This window comes from Bacteroides sp. OM08-11 (assembly GCF_003438665.1).
Taxonomy (GTDB): Bacteria; Bacteroidota; Bacteroidia; order Bacteroidales; family Bacteroidaceae; genus Bacteroides; species Bacteroides cutis.
Genome location: NZ_QSTJ01000007.1, coordinates 119,558 through 132,604 on the forward strand (window position 1 = coordinate 119,558; position 13,047 = coordinate 132,604).

General features: G+C 35.8%; 22 protein-coding genes. 14 read left to right on the forward strand and 8 right to left on the reverse strand.

The annotated features are described in order from the left end of the window. Positions 1 to 24: 24 nt before the first annotated feature. From DXC10_RS12985 to DXC10_RS12995, 3 genes are all read left to right on the forward strand, one after another. Entirely contained in the window at positions 25 to 468 is a 444-nt protein-coding gene (locus tag DXC10_RS12985) for a hypothetical protein (protein ID WP_117738024.1), read from the forward strand. Between the two features lie 87 nt (positions 469 to 555). Further along, positions 556 to 963 carry a hypothetical protein gene (locus tag DXC10_RS12990; RefSeq protein WP_147331313.1) on the forward strand — a complete coding sequence of 136 codons (408 nt, stop codon included), beginning with the start codon at positions 556 to 558 and terminating at the stop codon, positions 961 to 963. 65 nt (positions 964 to 1,028) lie between these two features. After that, positions 1,029 to 1,568 (forward strand): hypothetical protein, encoded by a 540-nt coding sequence (locus DXC10_RS12995; RefSeq protein ID WP_147331314.1) that lies wholly within the window; start codon positions 1,029 to 1,031, stop codon positions 1,566 to 1,568. A 61-nt stretch (positions 1,569 to 1,629) separates the two neighbouring features. Here the strand turns inward: DXC10_RS12995 and DXC10_RS13000 are convergent, their stop codons facing one another. The 5 genes from DXC10_RS13000 to DXC10_RS13020 all read right to left on the reverse strand — a co-directional run bounded on the left by DXC10_RS13000 (position 1,630) and on the right by DXC10_RS13020 (position 3,797). Beyond that, positions 1,630 to 2,022, reverse strand: a complete 393-nt coding sequence (locus DXC10_RS13000) for a hypothetical protein (RefSeq protein WP_117738027.1) — start codon at positions 2,020 to 2,022, stop codon at positions 1,630 to 1,632. A 64-nt stretch (positions 2,023 to 2,086) separates the two neighbouring features. Further along, on the reverse strand, positions 2,087 to 2,461 hold the full coding sequence (locus DXC10_RS13005) for a hypothetical protein (RefSeq protein WP_147331315.1): 375 nt from the start codon (positions 2,459 to 2,461) through the stop codon (positions 2,087 to 2,089). Positions 2,462 to 2,536: 75 nt separating this feature from the next. Then, positions 2,537 to 2,866 (reverse strand): pyocin knob domain-containing protein, encoded by a 330-nt coding sequence (locus tag DXC10_RS13010; RefSeq protein ID WP_117738029.1) that lies wholly within the window; start codon positions 2,864 to 2,866, stop codon positions 2,537 to 2,539. 62 nt (positions 2,867 to 2,928) lie between these two features. After that, entirely contained in the window at positions 2,929 to 3,336 is a 408-nt protein-coding gene (locus DXC10_RS13015) for a hypothetical protein (protein WP_147331316.1), read from the reverse strand. Positions 3,337 to 3,413: 77 nt separating this feature from the next. Beyond that, positions 3,414 to 3,797, reverse strand: coding sequence for a hypothetical protein (locus DXC10_RS13020; RefSeq protein ID WP_117738031.1), 384 nt, complete (start codon positions 3,795 to 3,797; stop codon positions 3,414 to 3,416). A 71-nt stretch (positions 3,798 to 3,868) separates the two neighbouring features. On the opposite strand from DXC10_RS13020, the gene DXC10_RS13025 reads away from it, so the two are divergent. The 10 genes from DXC10_RS13025 to DXC10_RS13070 all read left to right on the forward strand — a co-directional run bounded on the left by DXC10_RS13025 (position 3,869) and on the right by DXC10_RS13070 (position 10,415). Then, entirely contained in the window at positions 3,869 to 4,471 is a 603-nt protein-coding gene (locus tag DXC10_RS13025) for a master DNA invertase Mpi family serine-type recombinase (protein ID WP_117738032.1), read from the forward strand. Between the two features lie 199 nt (positions 4,472 to 4,670). Beyond that, positions 4,671 to 5,144 (forward strand): hypothetical protein, encoded by a 474-nt coding sequence (locus DXC10_RS13030; RefSeq protein ID WP_117738033.1) that lies wholly within the window; start codon positions 4,671 to 4,673, stop codon positions 5,142 to 5,144. Then, positions 5,141 to 5,719: an N-acetylmuramoyl-L-alanine amidase gene (locus tag DXC10_RS13035; protein WP_117738034.1), complete on the forward strand. Its 579-nt coding sequence runs from the start codon at positions 5,141 to 5,143 to the stop codon at positions 5,717 to 5,719. The genes DXC10_RS13030 and DXC10_RS13035 overlap by 4 nt, the downstream gene beginning before the upstream one ends. Beyond that, positions 5,716 to 6,177, forward strand: a complete 462-nt coding sequence (locus DXC10_RS13040; RefSeq protein WP_117738035.1) for a DUF6808 domain-containing protein — start codon at positions 5,716 to 5,718, stop codon at positions 6,175 to 6,177. Before DXC10_RS13035 ends, DXC10_RS13040 begins: the two co-directional genes overlap by 4 nt. An 81-nt stretch (positions 6,178 to 6,258) precedes the next feature. Then, complete coding sequence (locus tag DXC10_RS13045; RefSeq protein ID WP_117738036.1) at positions 6,259 to 7,572, forward strand: hypothetical protein; 1,314 nt, start codon at positions 6,259 to 6,261, stop codon at positions 7,570 to 7,572. Next, the gene (locus DXC10_RS13050) at positions 7,559 to 7,924 is read left to right on the forward strand and encodes a hypothetical protein (protein ID WP_117738037.1); all 366 of its coding nucleotides are present in this window, start codon (positions 7,559 to 7,561) and stop codon (positions 7,922 to 7,924) included. Before DXC10_RS13045 ends, DXC10_RS13050 begins: the two co-directional genes overlap by 14 nt. Before the next feature lie 11 nt (positions 7,925 to 7,935). After that, the gene (locus DXC10_RS13055; protein WP_117738038.1) at positions 7,936 to 8,556 is read left to right on the forward strand and encodes a hypothetical protein; all 621 of its coding nucleotides are present in this window, start codon (positions 7,936 to 7,938) and stop codon (positions 8,554 to 8,556) included. Positions 8,557 to 8,656: 100 nt separating this feature from the next. Further along, positions 8,657 to 8,884 carry a hypothetical protein gene (locus tag DXC10_RS13060; protein WP_117738039.1) on the forward strand — a complete coding sequence of 76 codons (228 nt, stop codon included), beginning with the start codon at positions 8,657 to 8,659 and terminating at the stop codon, positions 8,882 to 8,884. 14 nt (positions 8,885 to 8,898) lie between these two features. Then, positions 8,899 to 9,573: a hypothetical protein gene (locus DXC10_RS13065; protein ID WP_117738040.1), complete on the forward strand. Its 675-nt coding sequence runs from the start codon at positions 8,899 to 8,901 to the stop codon at positions 9,571 to 9,573. Between the two features lie 587 nt (positions 9,574 to 10,160). Next, the gene (locus tag DXC10_RS13070) at positions 10,161 to 10,415 is read left to right on the forward strand and encodes a hypothetical protein (protein WP_117738041.1); all 255 of its coding nucleotides are present in this window, start codon (positions 10,161 to 10,163) and stop codon (positions 10,413 to 10,415) included. Positions 10,416 to 10,732: 317 nt separating this feature from the next. On the opposite strand, the gene DXC10_RS13075 is transcribed toward DXC10_RS13070, so the two are convergent. Further along, positions 10,733 to 11,137 carry a DUF5053 domain-containing protein gene (locus tag DXC10_RS13075; protein ID WP_117738042.1) on the reverse strand — a complete coding sequence of 135 codons (405 nt, stop codon included), beginning with the start codon at positions 11,135 to 11,137 and terminating at the stop codon, positions 10,733 to 10,735. A 42-nt stretch (positions 11,138 to 11,179) separates the two neighbouring features. Beyond that, positions 11,180 to 11,362 (reverse strand): hypothetical protein, encoded by a 183-nt coding sequence (locus tag DXC10_RS13080; protein WP_117589094.1) that lies wholly within the window; start codon positions 11,360 to 11,362, stop codon positions 11,180 to 11,182. Between the two features lie 308 nt (positions 11,363 to 11,670). On the opposite strand from DXC10_RS13080, the gene DXC10_RS13090 reads away from it, so the two are divergent. Continuing rightward, complete coding sequence (locus DXC10_RS13090) at positions 11,671 to 11,880, forward strand: hypothetical protein (protein ID WP_117738044.1); 210 nt, start codon at positions 11,671 to 11,673, stop codon at positions 11,878 to 11,880. Here the strand turns inward: DXC10_RS13090 and DXC10_RS13095 are convergent. Further along, the gene (locus DXC10_RS13095; protein ID WP_117738045.1) at positions 11,872 to 13,044 is read right to left on the reverse strand and encodes a phage integrase SAM-like domain-containing protein; all 1,173 of its coding nucleotides are present in this window, start codon (positions 13,042 to 13,044) and stop codon (positions 11,872 to 11,874) included. The genes DXC10_RS13090 and DXC10_RS13095 overlap by 9 nt on opposite strands. Positions 13,045 to 13,047 lie beyond the last annotated feature (3 nt).

The following is a 13,047-nucleotide window of genomic DNA, read 5'->3' on the forward strand; positions in this document are numbered from 1 at the left end:
GATTACACTTAATATATACAAGATATGAAAGTATTTTATGAAAGCAAATTAGCAAAGTGGCTGCTGTGGCAAGGCTACAGCACCATAACTTTAGGTTGTTTCGTCTTTACCAAGAAAACGAAGGAGGAAATGAAGCAGCGGGTCCTTAACCATGAAGCCATCCATGTGAGGCAATGGGAGGAGTGCATGATTGCCGTTGCGATTCTGTTGACACTTGTTATGATATTGACATCATTCAGTGTATGGGCATATCTGTTGTGTCCACTGTGGTTCTATCTGCAGTACGGGTTGGAGTATGCGATTTCATACGTTTATCACTTATGCCGTAACCGATGCTGGGTGAATGTAGGTGATAAGGCTTACGGAAATTCAGCGTTTGAAATGGAAGCTGAAGCCAACGAAGAGGTAGACGGTTATCTTGATGTGAGAACTCCTTTTGAGTTCTTCAGATACTACGGAATAATTTGATTTATAATTTACAAAACGAGACTAAAAACAAAATGTTAAATCGGGTAATATTTCCATCCGGAAATTATGCCCCTAAAAAGTAAGATTATGGCAGATAAGAGGATGAATCAATTTACACCGGCTACGGACATGGAGTATGTGTATGCAGAGTTAGCTGATGGTTCACAGGTGAAAATAAAGAAGAGTGATTTAGCTAAAAACATAGGTGAAATAATGCAAGAGTTGAGATTGTTTCCTTACAACACATATAAATGGGGTGAATGGTGCACAGATTGTAATACTATTATAAATAATTGTACAATCGCATTACAAGCAGAAAATTGTGCTAATATTCCTAATGGATTTACTGGAGTTGGCTTATTGAGTTCTTTCGCACTTCAAGAAGGAAGTTATGTTATGCAATTTTTATGTGGTCTCAATGATTGGAAATTGTATTTTAGATTCTCATCAAATAAAAATGATTTTTTTACTTGGAGGTTAATTAATCTTACTTAATTAGAAAGTGTTATTCAACTCTTTGTATATCTTCCACATTCTTTGCCCCTAAAATGTACAAAGATATGGCAGACAAAAAAGAAAATGAGTTGATTGGCGGGCTTCCTACACTATTAAGAGGTATAGATGTAGAAGGGAATAGTATTACACCATCCTTACAAGAAGTTGCTGAAGTAATACCTGGAGAGCGAAGTTACGGGAATGGAATGTATTATTGGCTACCGAAACACGTTATATCACTGTCTAAACCAGATGGAGGCAGTATAACCAAAACCGTCACTTTATTTAAAATAGGTGAGAATAATAGCTGCCATTTTAATTTTTTTGAGTTATTTACGATGTCAGATCCTTCGATGAACCATAGCTTACCCGGTTGGTGTAAGATACATTATGCGTCAGGAGGTGCATTACAACATGATATAGCTCATACTGAATATGGCTGTTTTTCCAATTTAAGAGGAGTCAATTATGATGGGGAAGAATATTTTGGAATAGATGTATATGTTAACCAGTACGGTGGACATAAATTGTGTTTAATTGGTTTCCATGAGGATATATCACAGATTATGGATATAACAGGAAATTTTACAGAAATTGAACTTTAATGAACGATTTACCGCCATGCTTTATTTCAGAGAGGCATGGCGATTAGGATCATTATATATACTACAAGATGGAAACAATTATAAATGAAGGGTCATTTGTCAAATTTTTGACTTTAATATTACCATATTCTTCTGTCTTATAAATACACACTTTACCAGGTATATCTTTTGTAAATACATATACATCATTATTATTTGATATTTCAGAGAAATAAACGCTATTGCTAAAAGACATTACAACAGCTAACGAGCCAGTTAGCTGGGGCGCTTTTATGCATAATAGCGCTGATGTATTAAATCCAAGATCAATTTCCTGATTGACCCCCATATAAAATTGTTTTTCACGTATTAGGTCATTCTTCTTTATTTTTACTTGACTACCGTCAGCTGCTTCCGCATACACATACTCTATTTCAGTCGCCTGAGTGAAATCAGACATCTTAATATCTGCCATAACTTGTACTTTTTAGGGGCAATGAATATGGTACAGAAAGCATGTACAGGTATTTGCATGAAAATCAAGTAAAAGATATTGCCCTCCAAAGAGTGTATTGGGGATTGTTATCTTCATCCTTATACTTTACTCTAAATTTAATTCCTTCCCCTTTATAATCGAATTTTAATTGGACTTGATAACCTTCAGCACCGAATGATATAAAAGGCCCCCATATACCCGAGTTATCATTATATCCATAAGCATAACCAAAAGCATTTTCAATAGTATCAAGAGAAGCATTATCTGGCAAAAAATTCTTGTTTTCTAATAATTTTGGAATGATTTTCTTTATAATATTATTCCATTCCATTTTTATTTGACTACCGTCAGCTGCTTCCGCATACACATATTCCGCATCTGCCACCTGCTGAAACTCATTCATTCGTTTATCTGCCATATCCTTGTACATTTTAGGGGCAAAGAATATGGGGTGAATCATCGTTATCATACGATTAGGAAATATGAGTAATTTTTATTTCCATTCTGAATACTCTCCATTGATACAGCTTCTTCTTTTTTCTTCTAAAGAGGAAAAAAGAATTAGAATTTGAATATAATCAGAACCTCCTATTACTTTTAGCCAACACCAACCATTAAAAGGATTATCTTTTACAGCTGGATACAAAATATATTCCCCCGGTATATTTATATCATTTAAAGAACCATTATTTATGAATTGGACAAAAAACAAGGATTTCTTAGTTTCTGTCATTGAAACATTTATACTATTCCCTTCTGTGTCTATTCCTCGTAACCGTACAGGTATTCCAGCACTTAACTCATTTTCTTTCTTATCAGCCATAACTTGTACATTTTAGGGGCACAAGATACGGCAAGAAAGGTCACATATAAATTAGCCTACTCTTAGATAGTAATTTTTTTGATGTTTACTATTACTTTTTGACCACTATTATTTTTAATATACAACACGCCCGTATCAACTTTTCTCCCGAATAATATTTTTAAATCGGTGCTCGCAACAAAATTTCCAAAAAAACGTGAATCGTACGAAGTTATAGAGTTGTGGGTATAGGGACTGATAATATATAAAGCTACATACGCGTAATAAGATACATACACAATATATAGACCGCTATCAGTTGTCTCAAGACTTAGTTCTTGGCCGTCTATAAGTTCGTAGACATACCGCTTAAATCCCATCGCATCCATTACCTTTGCCAATGTCGGTGATATGCTGTTACCATTTGTATCCAATCCACGCAGCCTTGCCGGAATGCCATCACCCATCGCATTTTCTTTCTTGTCTGCCATATCCTTGTACATTTTAGGGGCAAAAGATTGGATAAGAAATGAAAGAGGCAATTTATACCCGTCAGATTAGGTAAATGTTATAGACTAAATTCGACACATACGCCTCCCTTTACCCGATACCATAATTTATGTTCTCCTGCTGCTGTAGGAAAGAAAAAAGTTGTCGAAATCGAATCTAAATGCACTCTGAACCTAATAAAAAAGCCTGCAGTTCCAGCTGGAGCATATTGGCCGGAGGGATCATTTGAATTATTATAATATCCATAGCCACTGTCTAAATCATCATAGTCACCTATCACATTAGTAGCGGAACTTGGAAGGTTCATTTCTTTTAATACCCTACTCAGAAAAGTATTCCTCCCAATCTTCCCTTGGCTAATATCTGTAGCTTCACCGTATAAATACGCCACATTCGTCAGTATTTTAAACGCGTTCATCGGTATATCTTGTTTCTCTGCCATAATCTTACTTTTTAGGGGCGTCTGATATAAGTTTTGTCTACACAGATACTATCCTTACTTTTACGACAAAAATGATTTACGCTTACATTCGTGTTAGTACGGACAAACAAACTGTCGAAAACCAACGATTCGAGATTGAAAAATTTGCTCGTATCAGAGAGTTAAATATTGATAAGTGGATATCCGAAACGGTATCAGGAACAAAGTCTGCAAAAAAACGAAAACTCGGTTCCCTTATTAAAAAGTTAAAGAAGGGGGATACATTAATAGCTTCGGAAATCAGCCGTTTGGGGCGTCGATTAATGGAAGTCATGTCTATTCTAAACACACTTATGCAGAAAAACATAACAGTTCTTACCGTAAAGGAAAAGTATGAACTGGGTAATAATATCCAATCGCAAATTCTTGCATTTGCTTTCGGATTGTCCGCACAAATTGAACGTGATTTGATAAGCCAGCGGACGAGAGAGGGGCTTGCCAGGCGCGTTGCCGAAGGACAGAAATTGGGCAGGCACAAAGGGGGGCGTAACTCACATTATAAGCTTACGGGGAAAGAATCTTTAATAAAAACTATGCTTGAATACGGCTATTCTAAGGCAGCTATTTGTCGGAAGCTGAAATGTAATCCAAAAACACTTGATGATCATTTATTAAGGATGGGTAGCTCTGATTAAAGTACCTTTGCTTATAATCTGGATATTGTGGGTAATTAACGTTGTCATCGGGTTCTTTTTATGTCCTTTTTCGTGGAAGCGTAGCTTGGTAACTTTGCATTGACATTCCATGTCAGTGGAATATCTTTAATTGATGAAATGTTTGCTAAAGGCTTACTTATTTTTGTGATATCTGATAATTAATTAAATAAAAGGAAAGATGAAAGGATTAGATGAGTTATTCGTTGTGGCGTGGATGTTATTCGGTATTTTGATGACTCCGCTGTTTTTTATCGCATTTGACTTATGGGCCGGAATACGAAAGGCCAAGCAGAGGAATGAAAAGATTTCCAGTGATGGCTGGAAACGTACTGTCAACAAAGTAGCGAGGTATTACAATGCGTTGTTGGCGCTTGTGGTAGTTGATGGTATGCAAATAGCTGGTGTTTGGTATCTGGATAACTACTACGGGTACCATATACCGGTTTTCCCGTTTATAACCTTGTTAGGGGCTTTTGGTGTAGCCGCCATTGAGGTGAAGTCCATCTATGAGAAAGCTGAAGAAAAGGAACGCAGGGAGATGAAGCAGGTGGCAGCATTAGCTGCAGAGATTGCGAAACATAAGGCCGACCCTACTGAGATTGCTAAGGCTGTAGTGGAGTATATGAATAATGGTAAGGAGGATAAGAAATGAAAGTCTTGATTGACAACGGGCATGGCAGTAACACTCCCGGCAAGTGTTCTCCGGACGGCCGGTTGAGAGAGTATGCTTATACTCGTGAGATAGCCGAACGTCTGGTGATGGAGCTTAGAAAGAACGGAATTGACGCTGAACGTATCGTCAAGGAAGAAATTGATGTTCCATTGGCAGAGAGATGCCGTAGAGTGAATGAGTATAAAGCTTCTGAAGCTATACTTGTTTCTATTCACTGCAATGCTGCCGGTAATGGAAGTGATTGGATGTCTGCTCGCGGTTGGGAAGCATGGACCAGTGTTGGCAAAACAAAGGCTGATAAACTGGCTACTTGTCTGTACGAGGATGCTGAACACTGTTTGCCGGGAATGAAAATGCGCAAGGATATGGCAGATGGTGATCCGGACAGAGAATCGCAGTTTTACATACTGAGGCATACGAATTGTCCGGCTGTTCTTACTGAGAATCTGTTCCAGGATAATAGGGAGGATGTAGAGTTTTTGTTGTCCGAGGAAGGTAAAAGAGCTATTGTCTCGCTTCATGTGTGGGGTACTATGAAATATTTGGGCTTATGAAAAAGTTGTCTTGGATATTAGTTGTATTGCTGGCAATTGCTTGTGTGGTGGCTTGGTTCCGTCCGCACGAGCCTTTGCCGGCGGAAATACGTACCGAGACGAAGATACAGACGGTTGTTAAGACTGATACGGTTTTTATCTCTGCACCGATGGCAGTGTTTTGGCAGATATTGCCGAATGATACAGTACGTATAGGTGATACCTTGCTTCATCGCAAACGGGCTGTGTATGAAGATAGCTTGTATCGTGCGGTGGTGAGCGGATATGTAGACCCGCGACTGGATAGTATGACTGTGTATTCAAGAACTGTTTATCAGACGGTGACGAATGATATTTATCATCCGGTCACCGTCAAGCCGAAGAAGAAGCGTTGGGGATTAGGCTTGCAGGCTGGGTATGGGTATCCGGGAGGTTTTTATGTTGGAGCTGGGGTGAGTTATGACTTGTGGCAGTGGTGATATATTTGGCAAATTATATTGTTATTTTTATTTATAGATAAAGATTTTGTATATCTTTGCAAAGATACTATTGTAGGAATTATGAATAAAAAGAGAAATAGATTAATCGAAAAGAAAATATGTAAATATAGGAGACATAGACCTAACAGAATGCGGCGAAGATATCAATCTTATTCTCATTTATGTAAATCAAAAAAGTTTTTTTTTCCTTATTCTCTAAATCTTTTGCATAAAAAGTTAGGAGTACCACTCCAATATACATCTAATAAGATAGAAATTCCTGAGTTTTTTTCTTTTTATCATAATTTTGATGAATGCATAGTTTTCTTTAGAATATTAATATCCCTTTTTATAAAAGGAGAAGGACATATTATTTTAGATTTTACGAAATGTAATAAAGTTTGCATATCAACGCTCACTTTGATACAAATACTTTATGATGAATTTCTCTTAAGCCAAGAAAGGTATAGACAAATATGCAGAAATAAAAACTATAGAAAAATTAAAGTAATCCCTTCTTACAGAGACATGAAGGTGAAGAAGTTTCTACATGTTCTGGACTATTATGCATATGATGATTTTAAAGATGAAGATGGTGAAGTATTACCTTTGACTTTAATAAAAGGAAAATATAGAAATTCTTACCAAGAAAATACTAAAGCAAAAGCTATACAGCAAATTGTAGATTTTATAAATAGTTCTTTTGAACCTGTAAACAAATGTTTATCTCCAAATGGATTGAATACTATACAGTCTTTAGTTTCTGAAATTCTCAACAATGCTGAAGACCATAGTTATAAAAATTGTGAATGGTATGTAAGGGGAATCGCTTTTAGTGAGGAACTATTAGGAGAAAAGGTTGTGGAATTAAACCTTACAATTATAAATTTTGGGGATTCCATGTATGAAGGATTTGAGAAAACGAAAGAACTAAATAAACTAAATTATAAGAAGGTTGATGAAAAATATTGTTATCATGCTAACCTTTTCACTTCCAAACTTAGTTTTGAAAGGGAATCATTATTTATGCTATATATGCTGAATGAGGGGATTAGTAGATTGAAATATACGGATTCTTCTCGTGGAAATGGAACTATGCAATTTCTACAAGCTTTTACCACTTTAGGAAGTTTTGGCATTAAAGATGAGAACTTTAATTCACTTTTGAATGTTATATCTGGACACACATTGTTGTCTTGTGATAACAAAGTTGGCCCATACATGGAAGATAATCATTTGAAATTGTCGTTAAATGAGGAAAAAAAGTTATCTTTGCTCCCTAATAGTCAATATTTAAAGCATTATAGGGGTTTTTTCCCTGGGACAATTATTGAATGTAAGATATATTTAAATGAACAATTCTTTGATGAAATTTTAAAAAATGGAGAAAAATAGATTGGCTATACAGTTAACTGCTGCCCATAGAGGAGTTGGTAGTACTCTTTTTACTGGAAGACCAGAGGGGAGAAAAGTCAGAGAAGAATTAAAATTGGATGAAATGGACCAAAAGGATTATGAATACAACGTATATATACCATCTGGCACTACATCCATTAATGCTTCATTTTTTCTTGGTTTATTTTTCAATAGCATAAAAGCGCTGGGAAGTGTTGATACTTTTAAAAAGAAATATCTTATAGATTTATCTCAAGTAGAAAAACCGTTGCGTCCCTTTATTGAGCGAAATCTTAAAGAATGTTTTCGCAAAGCAGAAAATGAGATGAATGATTCTACCGGACTTGATTGAATGAATTCATAATGCTAGTAACTATAGATACGACAACGGCATACTCTAATGATACAATAATAAATTTATTGAATCAGATTGTTGCTAATACTGTGGAACATAAAGATTCATACTATTATTTATCTTTTAATGAGGTAATTACTTTATTATTAGCAATATTAAGTGTAGCTATTGCGATTTATCAGTTTAACAAACAGATGAGGAAGAATAGGGAAGAACAAAAAGTTGCGAATAAAAAAAATTGGTTTTTAAGTGTAATAGTTTTACCTCAAATTGAAGATGTTAATGCTTTTTATAAGAAGATAATTGAAGATGTATTGTCTGATATGTTAATATTACAACCGGGAAATTCGGGAAACATAATATTGCTGAGTGAAAAACAAGCTGAGCGAAAAGAACAAATAAACGCTTTTTTTGATCATTTACAATCATTGGTTCGGTCTTTTGACATCTCTCTTTCGCGGAGAATAGCTGATGAAGTAGAAAAATTGGAAGATGAAGTTACGACGATGTTGGGAGATTTCTATTTTAATATAGATAATCCCACAAGACATGAAATAAGACGGAGATTGCTTCTGTCAAAAAAGAATGTTATATCATTATTATATCAAAAAACTCAGGATGATGATTAGGCTGGTATATTTAGATATCTTTGAATGTAATTATGTAAAGTAGACTTATGGGCCTTTTTTTGCTTTCGCTCTTCTATTATTCTTTTGCAACAAAGGCAATATGGCATATATTTACGATGAAGATAGTGTAAAAGCTCTCATACAATGGTCTGAGAGTGCCCAATTGCCAAAGGAGGTAACTTTAAGCGAGGCTGAACATATCATGGATGCTAAAATTTATGTTCGTGCTAATATCAACGATATTAAGCAACACTATCCCGATGAGTTTTATAATCCGGCTATTATCCGGCTTTACCGGTTGAAGGAATTTATTGAGTCAAACAATTAGCACAGTATATAAAAATGACATATCCAGTTTTAACCATAGACAAAAGTAGCGTTGACAAATATTTGAGTAATATGGTTCAAGACTCAAATCATCGTTTTAAATCGTGGGAGTATTGCCATGGGGCATTCAACAATTTAGATAATCCAACAGACCATTTAGCTCTTCACCTTGCTTTTTATTTGGCGAGTTGGGGGATGTATAGAGGTAGTTGCGGAATACTTTGGAAAGATTATACGATTCATATGGATGCCGTAAACATAATAAGGAAATTTCATTCCCTACGAAAAGAATGGTTTACAATGAATGATATTTCTCAAATAATGGACTTGTACGGTGAACTTAAAAAGTACTACGGTGAAATCAAATATTATAAACCGGAAAACAGTACTTCACCCTTAAACCTTGCTGTGACAGATACATTGATTACTAAAATAATGTTGGGAACCATTGGTTGCGTCCCTGCGTTGGATGGTTTGTTTAAGCAGGCATTTCATTGTCAAGGCAAGCAGTTTGACGAGGAATTGCTAAAGCGGATAATCGACTGTTCTCAGAGCAATAAAGATACAATACAACAATGCCAAAGATATATTTCTGAAAAACTTCACTGCTTCTACCCATCAATGAAGGTTGTAGATATGTATTTTTGGCAAAAGGGGTATGATGAATATATTGCGAAGGAAAGAGGTTAAATAAATAGTTTGCATTTATTTGTCTATCCTAACTTCTATCAAGTTTTTTCGTTTGTGTATCCTTTCTTACTTAAAATTTCCTTCAAATCATGTAAGGATTTTCAGAAAAACATTTGTCTTTATAGTATAATCCGGTATATAGTATAGTCCTTTTTTCAGCCATTGCAGTTTCTTTATACTGGATTTACAGAATGTTCCAATATTGTGTGTTAATTGATTGTATGTATCGAAGGGAACATGCTGGACCTCAGCTTTTATGTGGCTGAGGTTTTGTTGGAGATAAGAGGACGTTGTTAAGCGTACAATAGTGAATAATGTGTTTAACCAAATTATTAGTTATGAAAAAAGTATTTTATATGGTGATTGCATTTGCTATGGCTTTGGTCGGGTTATTTATGCTTATGTTTGTATCGTTTGATTAGTGGATATTTATTGACTGTTTGTGAAAGGAGTGACTGAATAAGTTACTCTTTTTTCCGTTAGCTCTTTGTATTGTAATCCTAATTCTTCTTGGTTATGTGTTTCGTTATATATGTTTCTTTTATAAATAATGTTTATATTTGTGCCTTAATTTCAGGTATTGTATTATGAACGACAAGCAACAACTTCTTATCGACTGTACATCTCTTATTCCTGTTATAGGAACCTTGATTTTAATAAAGGTTGCCAATGACCAGCTTATTACTATGGTTGCTGCCTATGTACTTTGTGGAGAACTTTTAGCCGTGTTAATTAGTCGGATATTGAAACTATATTATATTGATGTGATTCTTGTCTGGTTGGGTGGTATTATGCTTTGGTTGTGGTATTGTTTTGGGGTACAGCCCAGTTATGTAGGTTGAAGTAGATGTAGGTTAATAGTTGTTTTTTATACCGTTAAATATTCTGGTTATAATCTTTTATCAGTTGAAAGAATTTATAGAAAGGAAAGTGCAACAGCTGCCTTGGATTTACCCTTTCAGAGACCGAGGTTGGACAATTAGTTTCATTCTTGCCTTTGTCTTGACAGTTGCGGTTTGGCTCGTATATAGGAGAATAAGAAAGTAGAAGTGTACTTGTAGCGACAAGTGTTTGCCTGAACTCGTAAGGGTTGGGGCTTTTCTATAAATAAAATCCCCGTAGCGGCTCAACTACGAGGATAGTGTCAAATAACAGAGTATCAATATGAGATACTAAGTGAGCCTATTTTTTTAGAAATGTCTTGCAGGGCATTGTTGAATGTCTGTAATTCTTCTTGTGTAAAGCGTGCCGGTTTTCCGTTTACCAAATTGCCGTTTAATCTCTGATACAGCCATGATCTACTTTTATTAAAGTACTTCTTTGCGAGGTAGCTTAGAGAGACAATTTCGGCCACTTCTTGCAGTTGTAATTTGATTGCGCTCTCTTCTACAACATCCAGTTTCTTATCAATGTTCTGTAAGCGCTCTGATACAAAGTTGGCAATAGCTTTCTTGTCTTCTTCCGAATTGTACTTGGCTGCTATTTCTGTCATTTTGGTATAGAACTCTGGAGAGTCTGTACCAAGTAGTGGCTTTAATGCCAGTAATTCATCTTTCAGTGCCATATATTTATTTTTAGTACCCTCTCCGGAGAGAGGGGCTTTGTTTTATTTCTTTTTTTCTAACTCTTTTAAGATTTTGTCGATTGTTAATAACCGGTCTAACCTTTTGTCGATCTCTTTTTCTTGGTTTGTTCCGGTAACTTCGGCGATAAATCTTAGTTGATCTAGTTCTTTTTTGAGAAATGCTCTTTGTATAAGCAAATCCTTTTTAATTTGTTCGTTACTCATGTTGATTACTTTTGTTATTTGACATTACAAAGATAATAATCTTTTGGTTATTATACAACTATTGCACGAATTATTTTCGCTATCTCGTATATTTTTTCCATATTTGCAATGCGTTACATATTTTGATTTGCGTTGGGTGATAACCTGACCGTTGGGCTACTGGTGATTGATTTTGCCAGTAGCTTATTAATATACGGTTCCGACCCCCGTGAGATAGCTTAATGGCATCCTGTATCCGACGCAAGTAGATATGTAACGCAACGGGAAAGCGGAACCGTTCTTTTTTCCGCTCCTTAATCCGTTGCATTATGGGTAAATCTCAATTATCCTCTCCAAAGCTCACAAAAGCTTTCATTGGTTACGGTCATTATCAGCTAACAGTCACATATCCCGATTGTGTGAAAACCACCATAACGGGAAATATGGAGTTAATAGACCGTTTAAACTCTGATATAGAAAAGGAGAGGGAAGAAGCTACTGCCGAAGCAATAGCTTTCGTTCAGGAACAATCACTTTAAGCTGTCGAAGATTTTCCTCATTGCATCATCAGCGTGTTTTCGCATCACTCGAAAATAGTTGAATATAGGGCGGTTCGTTTTCATTGATTGGCCGATACAATATTCAAGAATTTCTAAGGATATACCTAATTCGAATCCATGCTGAACGAATGATTTACGTGCAGAATAATAAACCACATGCTTTCTTATCCCTGCTATTTGGGCGAGTTCTTCCATTTTGCGGGATACAACAGAATAACATTGCCCGAATGTTTTGTACTTACCAAAAACAAGTTTACCATTCTTCTGCATATATTTGTTTATGATTTCCCTTGCTTCCGGCTGGACGGAGAATGCCGTTTTGCTTTCACCACTTTTTTTGTTTTTTGTTTTTCGCCGGTAATATTCTATCCATTCTTTTCGGAAATCAATATCAAGCATATCTACAAGATTGATACCACCCAGATAATAACTTAGCATGAAAATATCACGTACTACTCCGATATTGTATTTAGGGATTTCCATATCTCGGATCGCCTTTATTTCATCAATGCTAAGGTCTAATTCGCGGATATTGGCTGATGGCATTCTACAGAACTCAAACGGCTCTACTTCGTATCTGACCATATTATGCTTCTTGGCATAGTTGATGATTACTTTGAGCAATGTAAGGTAGATTTTTATAGTGGTAGGAGAGAGCCGCTTGTCTTCAAGATCCATTTCAAAATGCTTGATGTTTCGAGGGGTAATCATTGAAAGTAGCAAATCACCTTGTGACTTGATGAATGATTGGCATGCCAAGCGATACAACTTTTCAGATTTGTTTCGTTTCTCCTCTGCAAGTTCTGATAGATAAGATGCCATTGCAGAGGAAAACTTGGCATTGGTATAGTCTTTCTTTTTAATGATTATTTCCCGGAGCTCGGAACATGAATATACGTCCACATCATATATGTTGTCGATAACATTCTGATAATGGTTAAGTAGATTCCGAAGTTTCATGTTCATTGAAGCGGCTTCTGGATGATTGATAACTTGCCCCTCTTTGAATTGTGATAGGGTGTCAATAATGCAGTTTGTTGGAATATACCTGGTATTGGAATTATGGGCCAGTGATATTCTTACTTTGTGCTTTCCGTTGATAAGCACTTTTGCAGGTACGATACAAAGTTTAAGCGTTGCCATATT